General features: G+C 67.0%; 14 protein-coding genes. 5 read left to right on the top strand and 9 right to left on the bottom strand.

The annotated features are described in order from the left end of the window. Positions 1-85: 85 nt before the first annotated feature. The 7 genes from ACYKG1_RS17845 to ACYKG1_RS17815 all read right to left on the bottom strand — a co-directional run bounded on the left by ACYKG1_RS17845 (position 86) and on the right by ACYKG1_RS17815 (position 7,194). Positions 86-2,383, bottom strand: coding sequence for a TonB-dependent receptor (locus ACYKG1_RS17845; protein ID WP_478471036.1), 2,298 nt, complete (start codon positions 2,381-2,383; stop codon positions 86-88). Positions 2,384-2,543: 160 nt separating this feature from the next. After that, entirely contained in the window at positions 2,544-3,086 is a 543-nt protein-coding gene (locus ACYKG1_RS17840) for a hypothetical protein (protein ID WP_100473874.1), read from the bottom strand. Continuing rightward, the gene (locus ACYKG1_RS17835; protein ID WP_262083700.1) at positions 3,061-3,354 is read right to left on the bottom strand and encodes a hypothetical protein; all 294 of its coding nucleotides are present in this window, start codon (positions 3,352-3,354) and stop codon (positions 3,061-3,063) included. Before ACYKG1_RS17835 ends, ACYKG1_RS17840 begins: the two co-directional genes overlap by 26 nt. Positions 3,355-3,513: 159 nt before the next feature. Further along, positions 3,514-3,678: a hypothetical protein gene (locus tag ACYKG1_RS17830; protein WP_262083701.1), complete on the bottom strand. Its 165-nt coding sequence runs from the start codon at positions 3,676-3,678 to the stop codon at positions 3,514-3,516. Between the two features lie 207 nt (positions 3,679-3,885). After that, positions 3,886-4,626: an acetoacetyl-CoA reductase gene (gene phbB, locus ACYKG1_RS17825; RefSeq protein ID WP_005419193.1), complete on the bottom strand. Its 741-nt coding sequence runs from the start codon at positions 4,624-4,626 to the stop codon at positions 3,886-3,888. Between the two features lie 24 nt (positions 4,627-4,650). Then, a complete protein-coding gene (locus ACYKG1_RS17820) occupies positions 4,651-5,979 on the bottom strand; it encodes a CitMHS family transporter (RefSeq protein WP_029550722.1) in 1,329 nt (442 codons plus the stop codon). Positions 5,980-6,054: 75 nt separating this feature from the next. Next, positions 6,055-7,194 carry an OprO/OprP family phosphate-selective porin gene (locus tag ACYKG1_RS17815; RefSeq protein WP_478472766.1) on the bottom strand — a complete coding sequence of 380 codons (1,140 nt, stop codon included), beginning with the start codon at positions 7,192-7,194 and terminating at the stop codon, positions 6,055-6,057. Positions 7,195-7,436: 242 nt separating this feature from the next. On the opposite strand from ACYKG1_RS17815, the gene ACYKG1_RS17810 reads away from it, so the two are divergent. The 4 genes from ACYKG1_RS17810 to ACYKG1_RS17795 are packed head-to-tail and all read left to right on the top strand — an operon-like array spanning position 7,437 to position 11,241. After that, a complete protein-coding gene (locus ACYKG1_RS17810) occupies positions 7,437-8,126 on the top strand; it encodes a response regulator (RefSeq protein ID WP_478471035.1) in 690 nt (229 codons plus the stop codon). Further along, positions 8,119-9,510, top strand: coding sequence for a sensor histidine kinase N-terminal domain-containing protein (locus ACYKG1_RS17805; RefSeq protein WP_478472764.1), 1,392 nt, complete (start codon positions 8,119-8,121; stop codon positions 9,508-9,510). The genes ACYKG1_RS17810 and ACYKG1_RS17805 overlap by 8 nt, the downstream gene beginning before the upstream one ends. Continuing rightward, complete coding sequence (locus tag ACYKG1_RS17800) at positions 9,507-10,562, top strand: ABC transporter substrate-binding protein (protein WP_100473872.1); 1,056 nt, start codon at positions 9,507-9,509, stop codon at positions 10,560-10,562. Before ACYKG1_RS17805 ends, ACYKG1_RS17800 begins: the two co-directional genes overlap by 4 nt. 28 nt (positions 10,563-10,590) lie before the next feature. After that, positions 10,591-11,241 carry a response regulator gene (locus ACYKG1_RS17795; protein ID WP_100473871.1) on the top strand — a complete coding sequence of 217 codons (651 nt, stop codon included), beginning with the start codon at positions 10,591-10,593 and terminating at the stop codon, positions 11,239-11,241. 513 nt (positions 11,242-11,754) lie between these two features. On the opposite strand, the gene ACYKG1_RS17790 is transcribed toward ACYKG1_RS17795, so the two are convergent. Next, positions 11,755-14,397, bottom strand: a complete 2,643-nt coding sequence (locus ACYKG1_RS17790; RefSeq protein ID WP_478471034.1) for a hybrid sensor histidine kinase/response regulator — start codon at positions 14,395-14,397, stop codon at positions 11,755-11,757. Positions 14,398-14,463: 66 nt separating this feature from the next. Next, a complete protein-coding gene (locus ACYKG1_RS17785; RefSeq protein ID WP_100473869.1) occupies positions 14,464-15,633 on the bottom strand; it encodes an OprO/OprP family phosphate-selective porin in 1,170 nt (389 codons plus the stop codon). Positions 15,634-15,965: 332 nt separating this feature from the next. Between ACYKG1_RS17785 and ACYKG1_RS17780 the strand changes: the two genes are divergently transcribed. Continuing rightward, positions 15,966-17,309, top strand: coding sequence for a dicarboxylate/amino acid:cation symporter (locus ACYKG1_RS17780; protein ID WP_100473868.1), 1,344 nt, complete (start codon positions 15,966-15,968; stop codon positions 17,307-17,309). Positions 17,310-17,413: the final 104 nt, after the last annotated feature.

Raw genomic sequence — 17,413 nt, 5'->3', positions numbered from 1 at the left:
GCCCGGCTCTTTGCTTTTGCTCTTGCTTTTCATTGCCTCCGCGCCATGCAGGAACACTCAATGCGCCGCAGCGCCTGCTTCTGACTTAGAACTCCGCCGCCACCGTCATGAACAACTGCCGCGGTGCACTCGCATGGATCGCATAACGCGTCCCCTTCGGATCAGTCGGCGCGAACGAGCTCAGCTGGCCGGCGTAGCGCTTGTTGGTCAGGTTGGTCGCGTTCAACGATACCCGTACGTTGCGCAGGCCCAGGCCCGGGCCGAAATCGTAGCCTGCACCGGCATCGAAGGTGGTCACGCCCGGCACCGACTGATCGTTGGTGTAGGTGTAGTAGCGCTTGCCGGTGTACTTGGCGCGCAGGCTGGCGAAGAAGCCGTCGCGGTTCCAGCTGATCTCGCTGGAGGCCATGCGCTGCGGCGTATCCACCGTGATCTTGCCGGCCACCGGAACGATCGCGCCGCCCGAGGTGTAGTCATCCTCGTAGGTGGTCTTGTTCCAGGACAACGCGTTGTACCACTGCAGGCCATCGATCGGCTTGAGGATGAAGGTCAGCTCCGCGCCGTGGCTCTTCACCGAACCGACGTTGATGAAGCGCGTCACGCACTCCGGGCGCGTGCCGACTTCGATGCTCGAGCACGGGTTCAGCGACAGCAGGCGGTTGTCGAACTTGACGCTGTAGGCCGCGATCGACGCCTGGTACTTCTCGCCGAAGGTACGGAAGCCGGCTTCCAGGCTCTTGGACTTCTCCGGCTCCAGCCCGGCGCTGGCCGCGAACGATTCCGGCGACACCTGCAGCGGGCCGCCGCTGCCACCGCCGACGAAGGCGGCGATGTTCTCGGCGTAGGAGGCGAACAGCTCGTTGTTGGCGTTGAGCTTGAAGCCCACGCCCACCTGCGGCAGCACTGATTCCTTGGCGGTCAGCGTGCCCGAGGCGATGCTGGTTTCCACGCCCGGCCTGGCGGTGGCGCGCATGCGGGTGTTGGGGCTCTTGATGCCGACGTCCACGGTCAGGCGCTGGTCCAGGAAGCGCATGCGGTCCTGTACGTAGAACTGGCGCGTGCGGATGTCGAAGTCCTGGTTGAACAGCAGGCGGTCCGGGTTCTTCAGGTACAGGTCGTCCAGGAACGGGCCGCTGATGTAGTAGAAGTTGCGCGAAACGTTGTGGTCGTTCTGTTCATACCACAGGCCGGCTTCCAGCTCGTGGATGCCCACTGTCCACGACAGCGCGGCGGTCAGGCCATCGCGGTTGATCGTGTAGTTGGTGCTGCGGATCGAGATCGGCAGCATCCTGTCGGTGCCCGGGTAGGACGGCTGGCCCGGTGCCCACCAATGGCCCTGGCCACGGTTGTCGTGATGGTAGGCCAGCAGCTTCAGGCGGCCCTGCTCACCCAGGCGCAGGTCGGCATCCACCGAGTACAGGTTGTCGTCACGCAGCGCACGGCTCTGGTAGTACGCATCGTCGATGCTGTTGACGCCACCGCTGAACGCACAGCGCGCCTTGTTGTAGGTGCCCGGCGCGCAGTACGCGGCAGCGACGGCGCGATCCCAGTCCGGTGCGTAGATGTTCCAGTCATAGCCCAGGCCGCGCGCCAGCATGTCCTTGGACAGGTAGGCGTAGTTGGCCTGGCTCGCGCGCGAGGTGGCCACGAACGCACCGAAGCGGTGGTCGCCGATATTCCACACCGCCTTGGCGTTGAACTGGCGGGTGGTCTGGTTCTGGTACGGCGCGGCCCACATGTCCTGGTCCTGGTGCACGCCGGACACGTAGGCCGAGAAGCCGTTGATGTCGCCGGTATCCACGCGCAGGTAGCCGCGGCGCTGGTTGTCGTCGCCAACGGTGACGCTGGCGCGGCCACCGAATTCGGTCGACGGGTCCATCGAGAAGTACTGGATGGTGCCGCCCAGGTTGCTGGTCGAGGCCACGCCCAGCGAACCGATGCCCTGCGACAGCTCGGCACCGGCCAGGTTCTCGGCGATGATCGCGCGGGCGATGCTCAGGCCGTTGTAGTTGCCGTAGCTGTTGTCGCCCAGCGGGATGCCGTCCAGCGTGTAGCCGAGGCGGCTCTTGTCGAAGCCGCGCAGGCTGATGGTCTGCGATTCTTCGTTCGCGCCGAAGGCATCATTGGACTGCACCGACACGCCCGGCAGGCGGTCGAGGATCTTCTGGCCGCTGGTGCCCGGCGGCAGCACCTGCTTGTCCACTGCCGTGATGCGCTGCACCTGGCGGGTTTCGCCTTGGCCGATCACGGAGACGGTATCCAGCGTCTGCGCGCTCAGCGCGGCATCGGTGCCGGCGCCGGCATCGGCGGCGGTGGCGGCATGTGCGCTGGCGGCGGCGGAAATCGCGATCGCCACGGCGATCGTCAGGTGTCGGGTCTGCATGGTGGTCCGTTGCATGGGGGATGGTCACCGGCACGCATGCGCGGTGCATGGCCACTATGCGAACGGAACATGAAACCTTCTTTACGAAAAACCAACGAATGGTGCAGGGCAGTGGTGTGCGTCCTGCAACCTGTTCGTCATGGTGGTATGTCGGTGGGAATCAGAAGCGCTCCCCTGGCCAGCTCAATTTGAGCTGGTCCATGCAGTCACGGTCATGTTCGGAGAATGAGAACCCGATCTGGATGCCGTTCACTACCGTACCGAACACCGTGGACTCGTCGAGGCTATGCCCTGACGGGACGGAAAGGACGTTGAAGTCGGGGTAGCGACGACCCATCTGCTTCCGCGAGATGCAGGCGCCGCCCAGCGACAGCGTAATGCCTTTGATGATTCGCCCCGACGCATCGGTGTAGATCTGGCCAGAAGGCCCCTTGATTCTCCCAGCGACCACGAATGGCGCCAGGTCGATGGTGGCGCTGTCGCCCCGGCCCCTTCTTGCTTCCGAACGCGAGCCGGCCGGAGCCAGTGGTGACAGCTGTGCGACAAGGTCAGAGCGTGCCAGTTGCAAGGACCAGCGCTCCACGAGCCGCCAGGTTGCGTCCGCCTCTTCCGCAGTGGCAGCGGACGTGGCTGCAGTTGCAGAACCGGAAACCAACAGGCTCAGGAGCAGAAGAAGTTCAGGGACGGGCGGCGATCGCTTCATCGTAGATTCTTCCGTAGAAGTCGTTGTAGTTCTCGCCGGTGGTTGAAGTTACGTTGTTGTCGCAGAACAGCTTACCTACCCGCCGGTCCAGGTCTTCACCGCCGGCATCGGCCTGTGCGATGAGGCCAGGACCGTTGGATGCAGCTACGCCGATGTCGTAGTACCCCAGGCTGGTCACCAGAAGCTCACTGCGCGCGGTGAGGTTGTTGAGTACCGCTTTCCCCTCCATGGTGCAGAAGTGTTGGATGAACGCGCCTCGGGTGCTCAAGGCGATACCTTCGAAGTACAGTGCGTGTCCCACTTCATGGGCAATGGCTGCGATCCGGAAGTAATAGCCTGCAATGTCGGAGGAATCGCAGTCGAAGGACTGGATGTAGATCCGGATGGGATTGCGATTGGTATAGGACGCGGGAGCCCAGGCGAAGGTCTACTCCGGATGGCCGGTGATCTGCGCGTCGAGCGTGGGCGCGCCTGGGATCAGCCAGTCGGGGCAGCCCAGACCCGTGATCACCCGCATGGGCGGGGGCTCCGCGCGGGCCGGTGTCGCCAGCAGCGTAGCGACCACGAGAAGCGCAATCAGCAATGCACGCATGCCGACCTCCTTGATCCGCGATTCCGACCGTTCATCCATCGGGCTCAGCGAGCGTTGGCAGGTATAGCACCGGTTCTGCCGATGTATCGGGAAGTGCGTCTCAGAAATGCAGAAATTAAAAGGGGCCGGATCCCCCTCGCAAGCGAAGGTTCACCGGCCCCGCGCACTCCGTGGGGGAGGCGGTCCACGCGTTGCGTGGAGACGGGCTCAACCCATGTACAGGCCACCGTTGACCGGATAGTCGGCGCCGGTCACGTACGAGGCTTCGTCCGAGGCCAGCCAGGCGCACAGGCCGGCCACTTCCTCGGGGCGACCCAAGCGGCGCACCGGTACCGAGGCGGCCAGCCGGTCCAGTACATCAGGCGGGAAGCTGCTGATCGCCTGGCTGGCGATGTAGCCCGGCGACAGCGTGTTGACGGTGACCCCGCGCGAGGCCACTTCCGCGGCCAGCGCACGACTGAAGCCATGCATCGCGGCCTTGGCGGTGGCGTAGTTCACCTGGCCAATCTGGCCCTTGTGGGCGCTGACCGAGCCGATGTTGATGATGCGGCCCCAGCCGCGCGTGGCCATGCCGTCGACCACCTGCTTGGTCAGGTTGAACAACGCGTTGAGGTTGGAGGCGATCACCGCATTCCAGTCCTCCACCGTCATCTGCCGGAACAGCAGGTCGCGGCTGCCGCCGGAATTGTTGACCAGCACGTCCACTTCACCGACTTCAGCGCGGACCTTGGCGAACGCGGCGCTGGTCGAGGCCCAGTCGGTGGCGTTGCCTTCGGAGGCGATGAAGTCGAAGCCCTGTTCGCGCTGCTCGCGCAGCCAGTTGGCCTTGCGCGGCGAGTTCGGCGCGCAACCGGCGACCACGGTGTGGCCGCTGCGGGCCAGGCTCTGGCAGATGGCAGTACCGACACTGCCCATGCCGCTGGTGACGTAAGCGATTCGAAGCGTCATTGCAGAAGGCTCCTTGGTAAGGGGTCAGGCAGCGAGCGGGTACAGGCCGAACAACAGGCTGCCGATCATCAGCAGCATCGAGATGGCGATGGCCCACTTCAGGGTGAATTTCTGGTGGTCGGCGAATTCGACCTTGGCCAGGCCCACCAGCAGGTAGGTGGACGGCACCAGCGGGCTGAGCAGGTGCACCGGCTGTCCGGCCAGCGAGGCACGCGCCATTTCCACCGGGGTGATGCCGTAGTTGCCGGCGGCCTCGGACAGGATCGGCAGCACGCCGAAGTAGAACGCGTCGTTGGACATGAAGAAGGTGAACGGCATCGATGCCACCGCCGTGATCACCGCCAGGTACGGGCCCCACGATTCCGGAATCACCGCCAAGAAGCTGTGCGACATCGCTTCGACCATGCCGGTGTTGTTGAGGATGCCGGTGAAGATGCCTGCGGCGAAGATCAGCGACACCACCGACAGCACGTTGCCGGCGTGGTTGACCACGCGGCGGCGCTGCTCGGCCAGGTTCGGGTAGTTGATCACCAGGGCGATGGCGAAGCCGACCATGAACAGCACCGGCATCGGCAGCACGCCGATGATCAGCGCGGTCATCAGCGCCACGGTCAGGGCCAGGTTCACCCACAGCAGCTTCGGCCGCTTGATGTCCTCGGCGTCTTCCACGGTCGGCAGCGCGTTGCTGTCGTCGGACACGCTGTTGTCCATCCAGCTGCCACCCTTGGGCAGGGTCACCACGCCGAGGCGGCGGCGTTCCTTCAGGCCCAGGTACCAGGCCAGCAGCAGCACGCCGGCACAGGCGATCACCATCGACGGGATCAGCGGCACGAACACATCGGCCGGGTCCACGTGCAGCGCGGTGGCCGCGCGTGCGGTCGGGCCGCCCCACGGGGTCAGGTTCATCACGCCGCCGGCGAGGATGGTCACGCAGGTCATGTTCAGCGCGTTCATGCCCAGCCGCTGGTACAGCGGCAGCATCGCCGAGACGGTGATCATGTAGGTGGTCGAGCCATCACCGTCGAGCGAGATCAGCATCGCCAGCACGGCGGTGCCGAGCACGATCTTCATCGGGTCGCCCTTGACGAAGCGCAGGATCACCCGCACCAGCGGATCGAACAGGCCGGCGTCGATCATCACGCCGAAGTAGAGGATGGCGAACATCAGCATCACGCCGGTCGGCGCGATCTTCTTGATGCCCTCCAGCATCATCTCGTCGATGCCGGCGCCGAAGCCGCCGATCAGCGCGAACAGGATGGGAATGGTGATCAGGGCGACGAGCGGCGACAGGCGTTTGCTCATGATCAAGTACATGAACGTAATGACCATGCCAAAGCCGAGGATGCTCAGCATCATCTGCGGACTCCTTGCGGAAACAGGACGTGGGGGAGTGGAAGGGGCCCGGGCGGCGTGCCCGGAATGCCGGGCTTAGAAGTCGTACTGCAGGCGGCCGGTGACCGCGCGCGTGCGGTCCACCGTGACCCCGGCCAGGCGGTCGCGGTTGCGGCTTTCGATCACGTTGAGCATGAAGCGAAGGTTGTCGCGCAGGTACCAGTTGCCGCCCAGCGTCCACGCTTCGGTGCTGCCACGGCGCAGGTCGGATGCACCGTCGAGGTGCTGTGCGCCCCACATCTGGTCGTAGCGCAGCGCCACTTCGAAGGCACCGGCCTTGTGGCGGATGTCCTTGACCCGCGCGAAGCGGCCGGTCTTGCGGTCGTAGGCGCGGCTTTCGCCGGTGACGAACCAGCTGAGCATGCCGTAGGCCGCCATCACGTCGCCACGCTGGGCGCCGTCATCAAAGGTGGCACCGCTGAACTCGCCCTGCCACGACAGCGGGCCGCGCACCTGCGCGTATTCCAGCGACCACTTGTTGACGTCGGTATCGCGGCCAGCGGAGAAGTCGACCAGGGTCAGGCGGCTCTCGTCGGACAGGTGGCCGGCCGGGCGCGGGCGGATGCGCAGGCCGGGCACGCCGTTGGCGCCCGGGTTGTCATAGGCCTCGCGGGCCAGCGACAGGCCCAGGTGCAGCACGTCGCCATCGCTGGGCGAGGGGGCCCAGGTGACGCGGCCACCGGCGGCGCGGCCCTTCACCTGCCAGGCGTCGATGCTCTCCAGGCTGTAGAGGCTGGCCGCCCAGGTGAAGTCCCCCGGGTTGGCCTGCCACGACGCACCCAGGCGGTACAGCGGCGCCAGCGTAGTGCCGGCGTTGCCGCGCTCCAGGAAGCTGCCGTAGTTGGAGCTGGTGCGGTCATCCAGCGAGAAGTACTGCTTGAACTGGCCCACGGTCAGCTTGCCGGCCTTGCCGAAGCTGCGCGCCAGGTACACGTCCTTGGCCTCGACGCGGTCGCCGGAGAAGTCCGCTTCCAGCTTGTAGTCGACCACGAAGAACTTGCCGGACACGTCCAGCCAGGCGCGGCGGATCTCGGTGTCGTCCTTGTTCGGGGTGCCGCGGTTGTCGTTGTCGAAGGTGGCGAAGTCCAGGTGCAGGCGGCCACCGAGGCTGGCGGTGACCGGGCGGTCGTCTTCGGCGGCGAAGGCCGGCGCCGACAGTGCAGCCAAGGCCATCATGGCGGCAGGACGCCGCCAGGCAAACGTGAATTCCACAAACCCTCCCAGGTGCGCGCCAGGCGCGCGGCAATCGTGGGCACCGGACGGTGCGCGGCCGCAGTCTGGGTCGGGCAAGCTGTCATCGTCCTGTCAACGATTTGTGCGGTGCAGCGTAAAAGCGGCTGCTGCGCTCCCTGGGCCACGCCCGGCAAGCGCGGCGGCGGCATGCGGTAGCATTCGGTTCCCCTCCCACCCGTGTGCCCATGCGCCTGCTGCTGGTCGAAGACAACCCGGATCTGGCCGATGCGATCATCCGCCGGATGCGCCGCAGCGGGCACGCCGTGGACTGGCAGGCCGATGGCCTGGCCGCTGCCAGCGTGCTGCGCTACCAGAGCTTCGACCTGGTGGTGCTGGATATCGGCCTGCCCAAGCTCGATGGCTTGCGTGTGCTGGCCGGCATGCGCGAGCGCGGCGACAGCACGCCGGTGCTGATGCTGACCGCACGCGATGGCATCGAAGATCGCGTGCAGGCGCTGGACGTGGGCGCCGACGACTACCTGGGCAAGCCGTTCGACTTCCGCGAGTTCGAAGCGCGCTGCCGCGTGCTGCTGCGGCGTGCGCGTGGCCAGGCCAGCGAAGTGGTGCAGATCGGCGGCTTCCAGTTCGACAATGCTGCACACCGGGTCAGCCTCGAGGGGGAGCCGATCGAACTGCCCAACCGCGAATACCGCCTGCTGGAGATACTGGTCGGCCGCCTTGGCCAGGTGGTCGGCAAGGACGAGATCGGCAACGGCCTGTTCGGGTTCGACGATGAGGCCGGTCCGAATGCCATCGAACTGTATGTCGGCCGCCTGCGCAGGAAGCTGGTCGCCGCGCCGCTGCGCATCACCACGGTGCGTGGCGTGGGCTACTTGCTGGAAGCCAGTGATGGAAGCACCGACGCCGATGGCTGACGCGCGCGCTGCGACGCCCGCGCCGGGTTCGCTGCGGCGCACGCTGCTGCTCTACCTCGGCGTGCTGCTGGCGGTGTTCGCGGTGGCCCTGCTGTTCGCCGCGCGCGATTACGGCCAGCGCGCCGCCAACCGCTCCTACGATCACCTGCTGGTGTCCTCGGCGCTGTCCATTGCCGATTCGGTGGCCCTGGTCGATGGCCAGTGGCAGGTCGATCTGCCGTATGCGGCGCTGGACCTGCTGGCGATGGCGCCGGAAGACCGCGTGTTCTACCGGGTGGCCGACAGCCGCGGCACGCTGATCACCGGCTACGGTGACCTGCCCGCACCGCCGCGCCGGCCTGGTACCCAGCCGCAGCTGTTCGATGCGGCGTACAGCGGTGAGACCGTGCGCTTCGTGGTGGTCGGCCGCAGTTTCGCCGCCGCCTCGGCGCAGGGCGAGGTACAGGTGCAGGTCGGCCAGACCCGGCGTGCGCGTGAAGCGGTCGCGCAGGACATGGTCAATCGTGCATTGCTGGCGATCGGTGTGTTGTCCGGGCTGCTGCTGGCACTGGTGGCGTTCGGCGTGCATCGTGCGTTCCGGCCGCTGGTGCGGGTGGAGCGCGAGCTGTCGCGCCGCGAACCGTCCGACCTGAAGCCGCTGGATGCCCGCGTGCCGCGCGAGATGGACCAGATGGTGGCGGCGCTGAACCGTTTCATGGAGCGCCTGTCCAGCAGCAACGAGACGCTGCGCGCGTTCATGGCCGAGGCCGCGCACCAGATGCGCACGCCGTTGGCGGCATTGCGCGCGCAGGCACAGCTGGCGCTGGACGATGATGACCCGGAGGACATGCGGCGCAGCCTGCAGGCGATCGAGCGCAACGCCACCCACATGAGCCGGCTGCTCAACCAGCTGCTCAGCGATGCCAGCGTGATCCATCGTTCGCACCTGCAGCGCTTTGCTGCCGTGGACCTGGCCGAGACCGTGCACCAGGCCCTGCATGAAGCGCTGCCGCAGGCCGGCCCGGCGCCGCGCGTGCAGCTGGCGATGACCGCTGAGCCTGTACAGGTGCATGGCGATGCGCTGCTGCTGCGCGAGGCGATCAAGAACCTGGTCGACAACGCACTGAAGTACGGCGGCGACGGCGCATTGCAGATCGCCCTGACCGTGGAAGGCGAGCAGGCCGTGCTGACCATCGCCGATCATGGCGCAGGCATCGCGGCCGCCGATGCCGAGCGCGTGTTCGAACGCTTCGCCCGTGGCGAAGGTGCGCCATCCGGCGGCGCCGGACTCGGCCTGGCCATCGTCAAGCGGGTGGTCGACAGCCATGGCGGCCGCATCGACCTCAGCAACCGCCCGCAGGGCGGGCTGATCGCCACCATCCGCCTGCCACGGAGCAGTTCATGATCCGCCTGTTCGCCACGGCCGTTGCCCTGCTGCTGGCCCTGCCGGTGCTGGCCGCGCCGGGGGATGTGCGCCGTTTTCCCGCACAGGGAGCGGCCACCGCGCAGCTGCGCATCCACGGCACCACCGACATCGAAGTGTTCGCGGTGGTCATTGCCGACTACCAGCGTCTGCACCCAGGCACCGAGGTGGTGTACGAGGACATCATCACCCAGGACCTGTACGCGCGGTACCTGCATGACCGTGCCGGGCCGGCGTCGCCGGACCTGCTGATCTCAAGCGGCATGGACCTGCAGACCAAGCTGGTCAACGATGGCCATGCGCTGCCGCACCGTTCGGCGCAGACCGCTGCGCTGCCGGCCTGGGCACAGTGGCGCAACGAGGCGTTCGGCATCAGCTACGAGCCGGTGGTGATGGTCTACAACACCCGCGCGATGCCTTCGGCAAAGGTGCCGCACACGCGCCGCCAGCTGCTGGACCGGCTGCGCGCCGAGGGCGCACCGCTGCGCGGGAAGGTCGGCACCTATGACATCGAACGCAGCAGTGTCGGCTATCTGCTGGCGACCCAGGATGCGCAGCGTGGCAGCATCGCCGGCGCGTTGCTGGGTGCGCTCGGCGACAACGACGTGGTCCGCGAGGAGCGCACCGGCGTGCTGCTGGACAAGGTGGCCAGCGGCCAGCTGTCGCTGGTCTACAACGTGCTCGGCTCCTACGCGCAGGCACGCGTCGATGCCGGCGCGCCGCTGGCCATCGTTGAACCCGAGGACTACACGCTGGTGGTGCTGCGCACCGCCGTGATTCCGCGGACTGGCCCGCATCCGGAGGAGGCCCGGCGCTTCCTCGATTACCTGCTGTCGCCGCGTGGCCAGCAGGTGCTCTCGCGCGAAGCGCGCCTGATGCCGATCGTGACCGGCGATGCTCGTGGCGATGATGCGCCGGGCCGCAGCCGCCGTCCGATCCAGCTCGGCCCGGGCCTGCTGGTGTACCTGGATGCGCTCAAGCGCCGCCAGTTCCTTGATGCCTGGCGCAGCAGCGTGGAACCGGCGGGGCGCTGACGCGGCGGCCTGCCCGTACAATGGCGGCATGAGCGAATACACCATCCTGATCGCCGATGACCACCCGCTGCTGCGTTCGGCGGTGGTGCAGTCATTGCGGCAGAGCCTGCCGCTGGCGCAGGTGCGCGAGGTCGCCAGCGCTGAGGCGCTGGCCGAGGCGCTCGACGTCCAGCCGGACGTGGACCTGGTGCTGCTCGACCTGACCATGCCTGGCGCGCACGGCTTTTCAGCGCTGCTGCATGTGCGTGGCTCGCATCCGGACATTCCGGTGGTGATTCTCTCGTCCAACGACCATCCGCGGGTGATCCGCCGCGCCCAGCAGTTCGGCGCGGCCGGTTTCATCCCGAAGTCGGCCCCGGCCGAGACCATCGGCGAGGCCGTGCAGGCGGTGCTCGATGGTGGCCTGTGGTTCCCGGCGATGGCCGCCGAGCGCTCGGAGGCCGACGCGCTGCTGGCCAGCCGCCTGGCGCAGCTGACCCCGCAGCAGTTCCGCGTGCTGCTGTGCCTGGCCGATGGCCTGCTCAACAAGCAGATCGCCTACACGCTGGGGCTGGCCGAGAACACGGTGAAGGTGCATGTCACCGCGATCCTGAAGAAGCTCGAGTGCCATAGCCGAACGCAGGCAGCGGTGCTGGTGAAGGCGCTGGAGCCTGAGGGCGACGCCGGGGTTGGGTTGTAGTTTCCAGCCAACGGCGCAGCCCCTCGTGGGTGGACACGTAGAGCAGTCATGGGTGAGGCCGGGCAGGTGGACTGCGCAGGGGCCGCTGCAAGTACGTCCATGTAAGCTCGGTCGCCGCATCCATGCGGCTCACGCCCCTGCGCAGCCCACCTGCCCGGCCACGGACAGGTTCCTTGCGCATCCATCCACGGAAGAGAAAAGAAGATCAAAAGCAAAGGCAGCCTGGCCGGTCCGCGAAGCCGAGCATGTGCTCGGCTTTACACGAGCAAGCGCAGCGCGCGATCCGCTTTTGATCTTCTTTTTCTTCTCCGTGGGTGGCAGGCCACCGAAATCTGTCAGAGGCCGGTCGGGTTGGGTTCGCGGGGGTGTCAGCCGCATGGATGCGGCTGCCAAGCCTCCAGGGACGGATTCACGGCGTCCCCCGCGCACCCAACCCGACCGGCCCCCCCACGGCTTTTGCTTTCCACGACCAACCAGACACCACCCACGAGGGGCTGCGCCGTTGGCTGGAAACTACCCGCGATGCCGGATCAGCAACTGACTCATCAGCGCCCGCAGCGCCGGCGGCTTCACCGGCTTGGCCATCATCCCCCAGCCACGCTCGGCGGCCATCTCACGCAATCCCGCATCGCGCTCGGCAGTGACCAGCACCACCGGCGGACGGGCCTGCCACAGTTCGGCCAATGTCTCGTACAGCACCGGCCCGTGGTGATCGCCCATGCGCACGTCCAGCAACACCAGCTCCGGCACGGTTGCTGTACTGGCCAACTGCAGAGCCGCCTGTGGGCCATCGGCCAGAGACACCTCGCAGCCCCAGCGCTCCAGCAGCGCGCGGCTGGCCGCGCACACGTGCGGGTCGTCGTCGATCACCCACACTCGGCGCCCGCGCAGTGGATTGTCCGCGGCCGGTTCCTGCGCCAGTACCGGCGCGGGTGCAGAGGCGGGAATCGCGCTGGCTTCACCGAACGGCACGCCTACGGCGAATACGCTGCCCTGGCCCAGCTGCGAGCGCAGCCGGATCGGATGCCCGAGCAGGCGGCCGATGCGGTCGACAATGGCCAAGCCAAGGCCGGCACCGCGCTGTTGGCCGTCGTGCAGACGGCGGAACTCCTCGAAGATCTCGCCCTGCAACGCGTCGGGAATGCCGGGACCCTGATCGTGCACTTCGATCCACAGCATGCCTTCGCGGCGACGGCAGCCGAGCAGCACGCGGCCGCGTTCGCTGTAGCGCAGTGCATTGGACAGGAAATTCTGCAGGATGCGCCGCAGCAGCGCTTCATCGCTGACCACCACGGCATTGGTATCAACCCAGTCGACCACCAGGCCGCGTGAGTGCGCGGCGATACCGAACTCGCGCGCCAGCGTCTGCAGCAGCGGGCCCAGCCGGAACGCCTGCACGCGGGTGGGGAGACTGCCCGATTCCAGCCGCGCAATGTCAAGCAGGCTGTTGAGGATCGCATCCTGTGCCGCCAGCGCGGCATCGATGTGATCGGCGGTCTGCTGCTGCGACGGGTCGCCCAGCTTGCCGCGCAGCACCGAGACGAACATGCGCGCCGCGTTGAGCGGCTGCAGCAGGTCGTGCACCGCCGAGGCGACGAAGCGGGTCTTGTAGCGGTTGGCCTGCTCGGCTTCGCGGCGTGCTTCGTCCAGGTCGTGGGTACGCTCGGCGATGCGGTGCTCCAGCGCATCGGCCAGCGAGCGCAGTTCACGCGCCGCGTTCTTGTAGCTGGTGATGTCGGCGTAGCTGGTGACGAAGCCGCCATCGGGCAGGGGATTGCCACGGATCTCCAGCACCGTGCCGTCGTCCTTCTCGCTCTCGCGCATGTGCGGGCGGCCGCTGCGCAGGTGGTTCAGGCGGCGCTCGATGGCCTCGTCCACCGGGCCGGGACCGAGCAGGCCACGGCGTGCATTGAAGCGGAACAGGTCTTCGATCGGCCGGCCCACGCGCACCAGGTCCAACGGGAAGCGGAACAGTTCCAGATAGCGCGAATTCCACGCGACCAGGCGCAGGTCCCGGTCGATCACCACCACGCCCTGCGGCAGGTGTTCGAGGCTGCGGCTGAGGCCGCTGTCGGCATCGGTGGCGGCCTGCAGCAGGCCATCCTGCGCGGTGCGCAGTTCCTGTGCATGCTGCTTGAGCAGGGTTTCCAGCTCGCGGCGGCTGCGCAGGCGATGCTTGGCCAAGCGCCGGCGCTGCTGCACGAACAGCACCAGGAAGCCCAGTGCCAGCCATGCGGCGCCACCGGTGAGTGCCGCAGCGCGGCCGGCAGCGGTGGCGGCACTGGCGTCGTGCAGCAAGTGCAGGTTCCAGCCTTCGGCGGGCAGCGGCAGGCTCTGCCACAGCATCGGCTGCGGCAGCGCCGGGTCCAGCAGGCGCACCATGCGGCCGCCGTCGGCCAGCACGTCTTCGGTGCGTGCGCGCAGCGGCTGCAATGTACGGTCGGCGTACTGGCGGGCGTCCAGCATCTCGCGGCGCTCATCGGCGCCCAGCGGGCGCAGCAGCCGGTAGCGCCAGCTGTCACGGTTGGCCAGGAACACCACGTCGTGGTCGTCGCTGGCCAGCACCACGTCGGGGCTGCTCAACCATTCCTGTTCCAGTGCGGACAACTCGACCTTGATCACCACCACGCCCAGCCGCTTGCCATCTTCTTCAATGGCCTGCGAAAGGTAATAGCCGGGCACGCCGGTGGTCATGCCGATGCCGTAGAAGCGGCCACGGCCCTGCGCCAGCGCCTGGCGGTAGTAGGGGCGGTAGCTGTAGTTCTCGCCGACGTTGGTGGTCGGCTGGTCCCAGTTGCTGGCCGCCACCGCCACGCCGTCGTGGCCGACCAGGGTCAGGGTAGAGGCACGGGTGACTTCATTGGCGCGTTGCAGCTTGAGGTTCAGCCGCTGCCGTTCAACAGGCGAGGGCGGCACGCGCAGTGCATGCAGAAGATCCGGATCAAGCGCCAGCACCTGCGGCAGCGTACCGAAACGGTCGATACGCTGCTTCAGGCCCTGGCCGTACAGCTGCAGCTGGCGTTGCACCTGGCTGCTTTCCTCGCCGAGTGCGCGGCGCCAGGCGTAATGGCCTGCTGCAACCGCGCACAGCATGGTGCCACCGACCATCACCAGCAGGGTCAGCAACAGCATCCGATGGCGGCTGAGCCAATACATGGCGGCAGTCTACGCAGGGCCGGCGGGCGTGGCGTGCACGCCCGCCGGGGTCTGACGTGGAAGGGGTCAGAAGTGCATCTGCGCGCGCAGTTCGAAGATCTCCGGCGTGCTGTGCACGCCACGACGGCTGGCGTCGACCTTCACGTAGTTGGCCTGGAACTTGAAGTGGCTGGTCAGGTACCAGTTCGCACCCAGGGTGAGGTCATGCTGGCGGCCACCGAGGATGTCGCCGTCATCGAGATCCAGGCGGCTGTAGCGGGCTACCAGTTCGACTGCCCCGTAGTTGTGTGCAGGCTTGATGTTGGCCACCGCGCCGGCGTTGTACGGGCGCGATTCGCCGGTCAGCACCCAGCTGGCCATCGCGTACTGGCCGCTGCCGGTGTAGTCGGGCTTGCCGTCATGGCGGGTGACCGTAGCGCGCAGGGCTTCGGCCTGCAGCGAGAACGGGCCGCGGATCCAGATGCCTTCCAGGCCGGTGCGGCGGATCTGGTCGGCGGTGACCAGCGCACCGGAATCGACGTAGCGGATGTCGGTCAGGCCGGCTTCCGGGCGCGCGCGCAGGCGGGCGCTGGCCTCGTGGTGCACGTCGCGGCCATCGCTGTAGCCACGCGGATTCTCCTGCGAGTAGGCCAGGCCCAGGTGGATCACATCACCCGGTGCCTTCACCGGCGTCCACACCGCACGCACGGCCTGGGTGGTGCCGGGGTTGTCACCCTGCAGGTCCTTGCCGCCATAGGCGCCGGCCTGCAGCAGGTACTGCGGGCGCTCCAGCACCCATTCCACGCCGGTACGGCGGCCGGCGTAGAAGGCCTGCACCGGCAGCGCGGTTTCCAGGAACGTGCCGGCGCGCGAGGACGTGTTCGCGTCCAGGCCGACCGGAGTCTTCATGTAGCCGAAGCGGAAGCGGCCGACGTCACGGCCGAAGAAGGCCTTGCTCTCCAAGCGCACGAACACGTCCAGCCAGGTGTCGGACTGGAAGTCGTAGTAGACCATCGCGTCATAGACGCCCTTCTTCTTCAGCGTCGCGCCGAACTCCTTGCGGCGCACGGCGTCGTCGTCCTCGAGGCCACTGCCCGAGGAGAAATCGTTGTAGTCGTAGGCGATGTTGGCGGTGGCCGCCAGCTCGGTGCCGTCGCCGAAGGCGTACTTGGTCGGCCAGTTGTCGAAATCGGCAGCCGAAGCGAAGGCGGGAAGCGCGGCCAGCGACAGGGCCAGCAAGGTGGGAATCGGGCGCATGTTGGGTGCGGCTCTCTCAGATTGCGTGTGGACAGGACAACAACGGCCGCAACGGCCGGAACTTTCGCAATGACGCGCCCGGCCGTTCAGCTCGGGCCACCGGCCTCCCCGTGATCGGGCGGTGCGGCGCCAGTGTAGGCATCGCGGCCACCTGAACCGGGGGGCTAGTACCAATAGGTTATCTGCGCCAGCGTGCCCAGCGCGTACAAAGGCGTCCATTGGTCGCACCCCCCGCGCGTGCAGCACAGGGCCTGCGAGCAGTTTCCACGGTTACGGTTCCCGTGCAGTCCCGGGGCCGTACGTGCCTGAAAACGCCCCTTCCGGAGTCCGCCATGCACATCCCGACCGCAGCACCGGTGCCTGCAAAGCCGTTGCCGATCTATCGCCAGCTGTACTTCCAGGTGATCGTGGCGATCGTCCTGGGCGCCATCCTCGGCCACTACGAACCGCTGGTCGGCGAGAAGATGAAGCCGCTCGGCGATGCCTTCATCAACCTGGTGAAGATGATCATCGCGCCGGTGATCTTCCTGACCATCGTCACCGGCATCGCGGGAATGACCCACCTGCGCACCGTGGGCCGTGTGTTCATCAAGGCGATGGTGTATTTCCTGTTCTTCTCCACGCTGGCGCTGGTCGTCGGCATGATCGTGGCGCACGTGGTGCAGCCCGGCGCGGGCATGAACATCAATCCGCTCGACCTGGACCAGACCGACGTCAACAACTACGTCAAGAAGTCGCATGACCTGACCCTGGTCGGCTTCCTGATGGACATCATCCCGAAGACGCTGCTCAGCGCGTTCGTCGATGGCAACATCCTGCAGGTGTTGTTCGTGGCCGTGCTGTTCGGCATCGCGCTGGCATCGGTGGGCGAGAAGGGCAAGCCGATCGTGAACTTCCTGGAGGCGCTGGTCGCTCCGGTGTTCAAGCTGGTGCACATCCTGATGAAGGCCGCTCCGATCGGTGCCTTCGGTGCAATCGCCTTCACCATTGGCAAGTACGGCGTCGGTTCGCTGATCAACCTGGCCTGGCTGGTGGGCTCGTTCTACCTCACCGCCTTCCTGTTCGTGGCGGTGATCCTCGGCGTGGTCTGCCGCCTGTGCGGCTTCTCGGTGTTCAAGCTGGCGCGCTACCTGAAGGCCGAACTGCTGCTGGTGCTGGGCACGTCCTCGTCGGAGTCGGCGCTGCCGTCGCTGATGGAGAAGATGGAACGTGCCGGCTGCAGCAAGTCGGTGGTGGGCCTGGTGGTCCCGACCGGCTACTCGTTCAACCTGGACGGCACCAATATCTACATGACCCTGGCGGCACTGTTCATCGCCCAGGCCACCAACACCGAACTGACCCTGGGCCACCAGATCGCCCTGCTGCTGGTCGCCATGCTCAGCTCCAAGGGCGCGGCCGGTGTCACCGGTGCCGGCTTCATCACCCTGGCCGCCACACTGGCCGTGGTGCCGGAAGTGCCGGTGGCCGGCATGGCGCTGATCCTGGGCGTGGACCGCTTCATGAGCGAGTGCCGCTCGCTGACCAACTTCATCGGCAATGCCGTGGCCACCGTGGTGGTCTCGCGCTGGGAAGGCGCGCTGGACCGCAATCGCCTGAAGCTGGCGCTGGATGGCCGTGAAAGCGAACTGCCGCCGCCGGTCGATGCGCTGCCAGAGGCGCTGCCGGCCAAGGGCTGATCCAGGTGTGTGGTACCGCGGGGCCGGTCACGACAGTGGCACGGCCCCGCGGCGTTTCAGGGCGTCCCATGGCTGTCATGGGCAGCGCCGAAGCTGGTGTCGCG

This window comes from Stenotrophomonas sp. 85239_Sma, assembly GCF_056481725.1.
The sequence above is the reverse complement of the archived record's forward strand: the minus strand, read 5'-3'. Positions and strand labels throughout refer to the sequence as shown.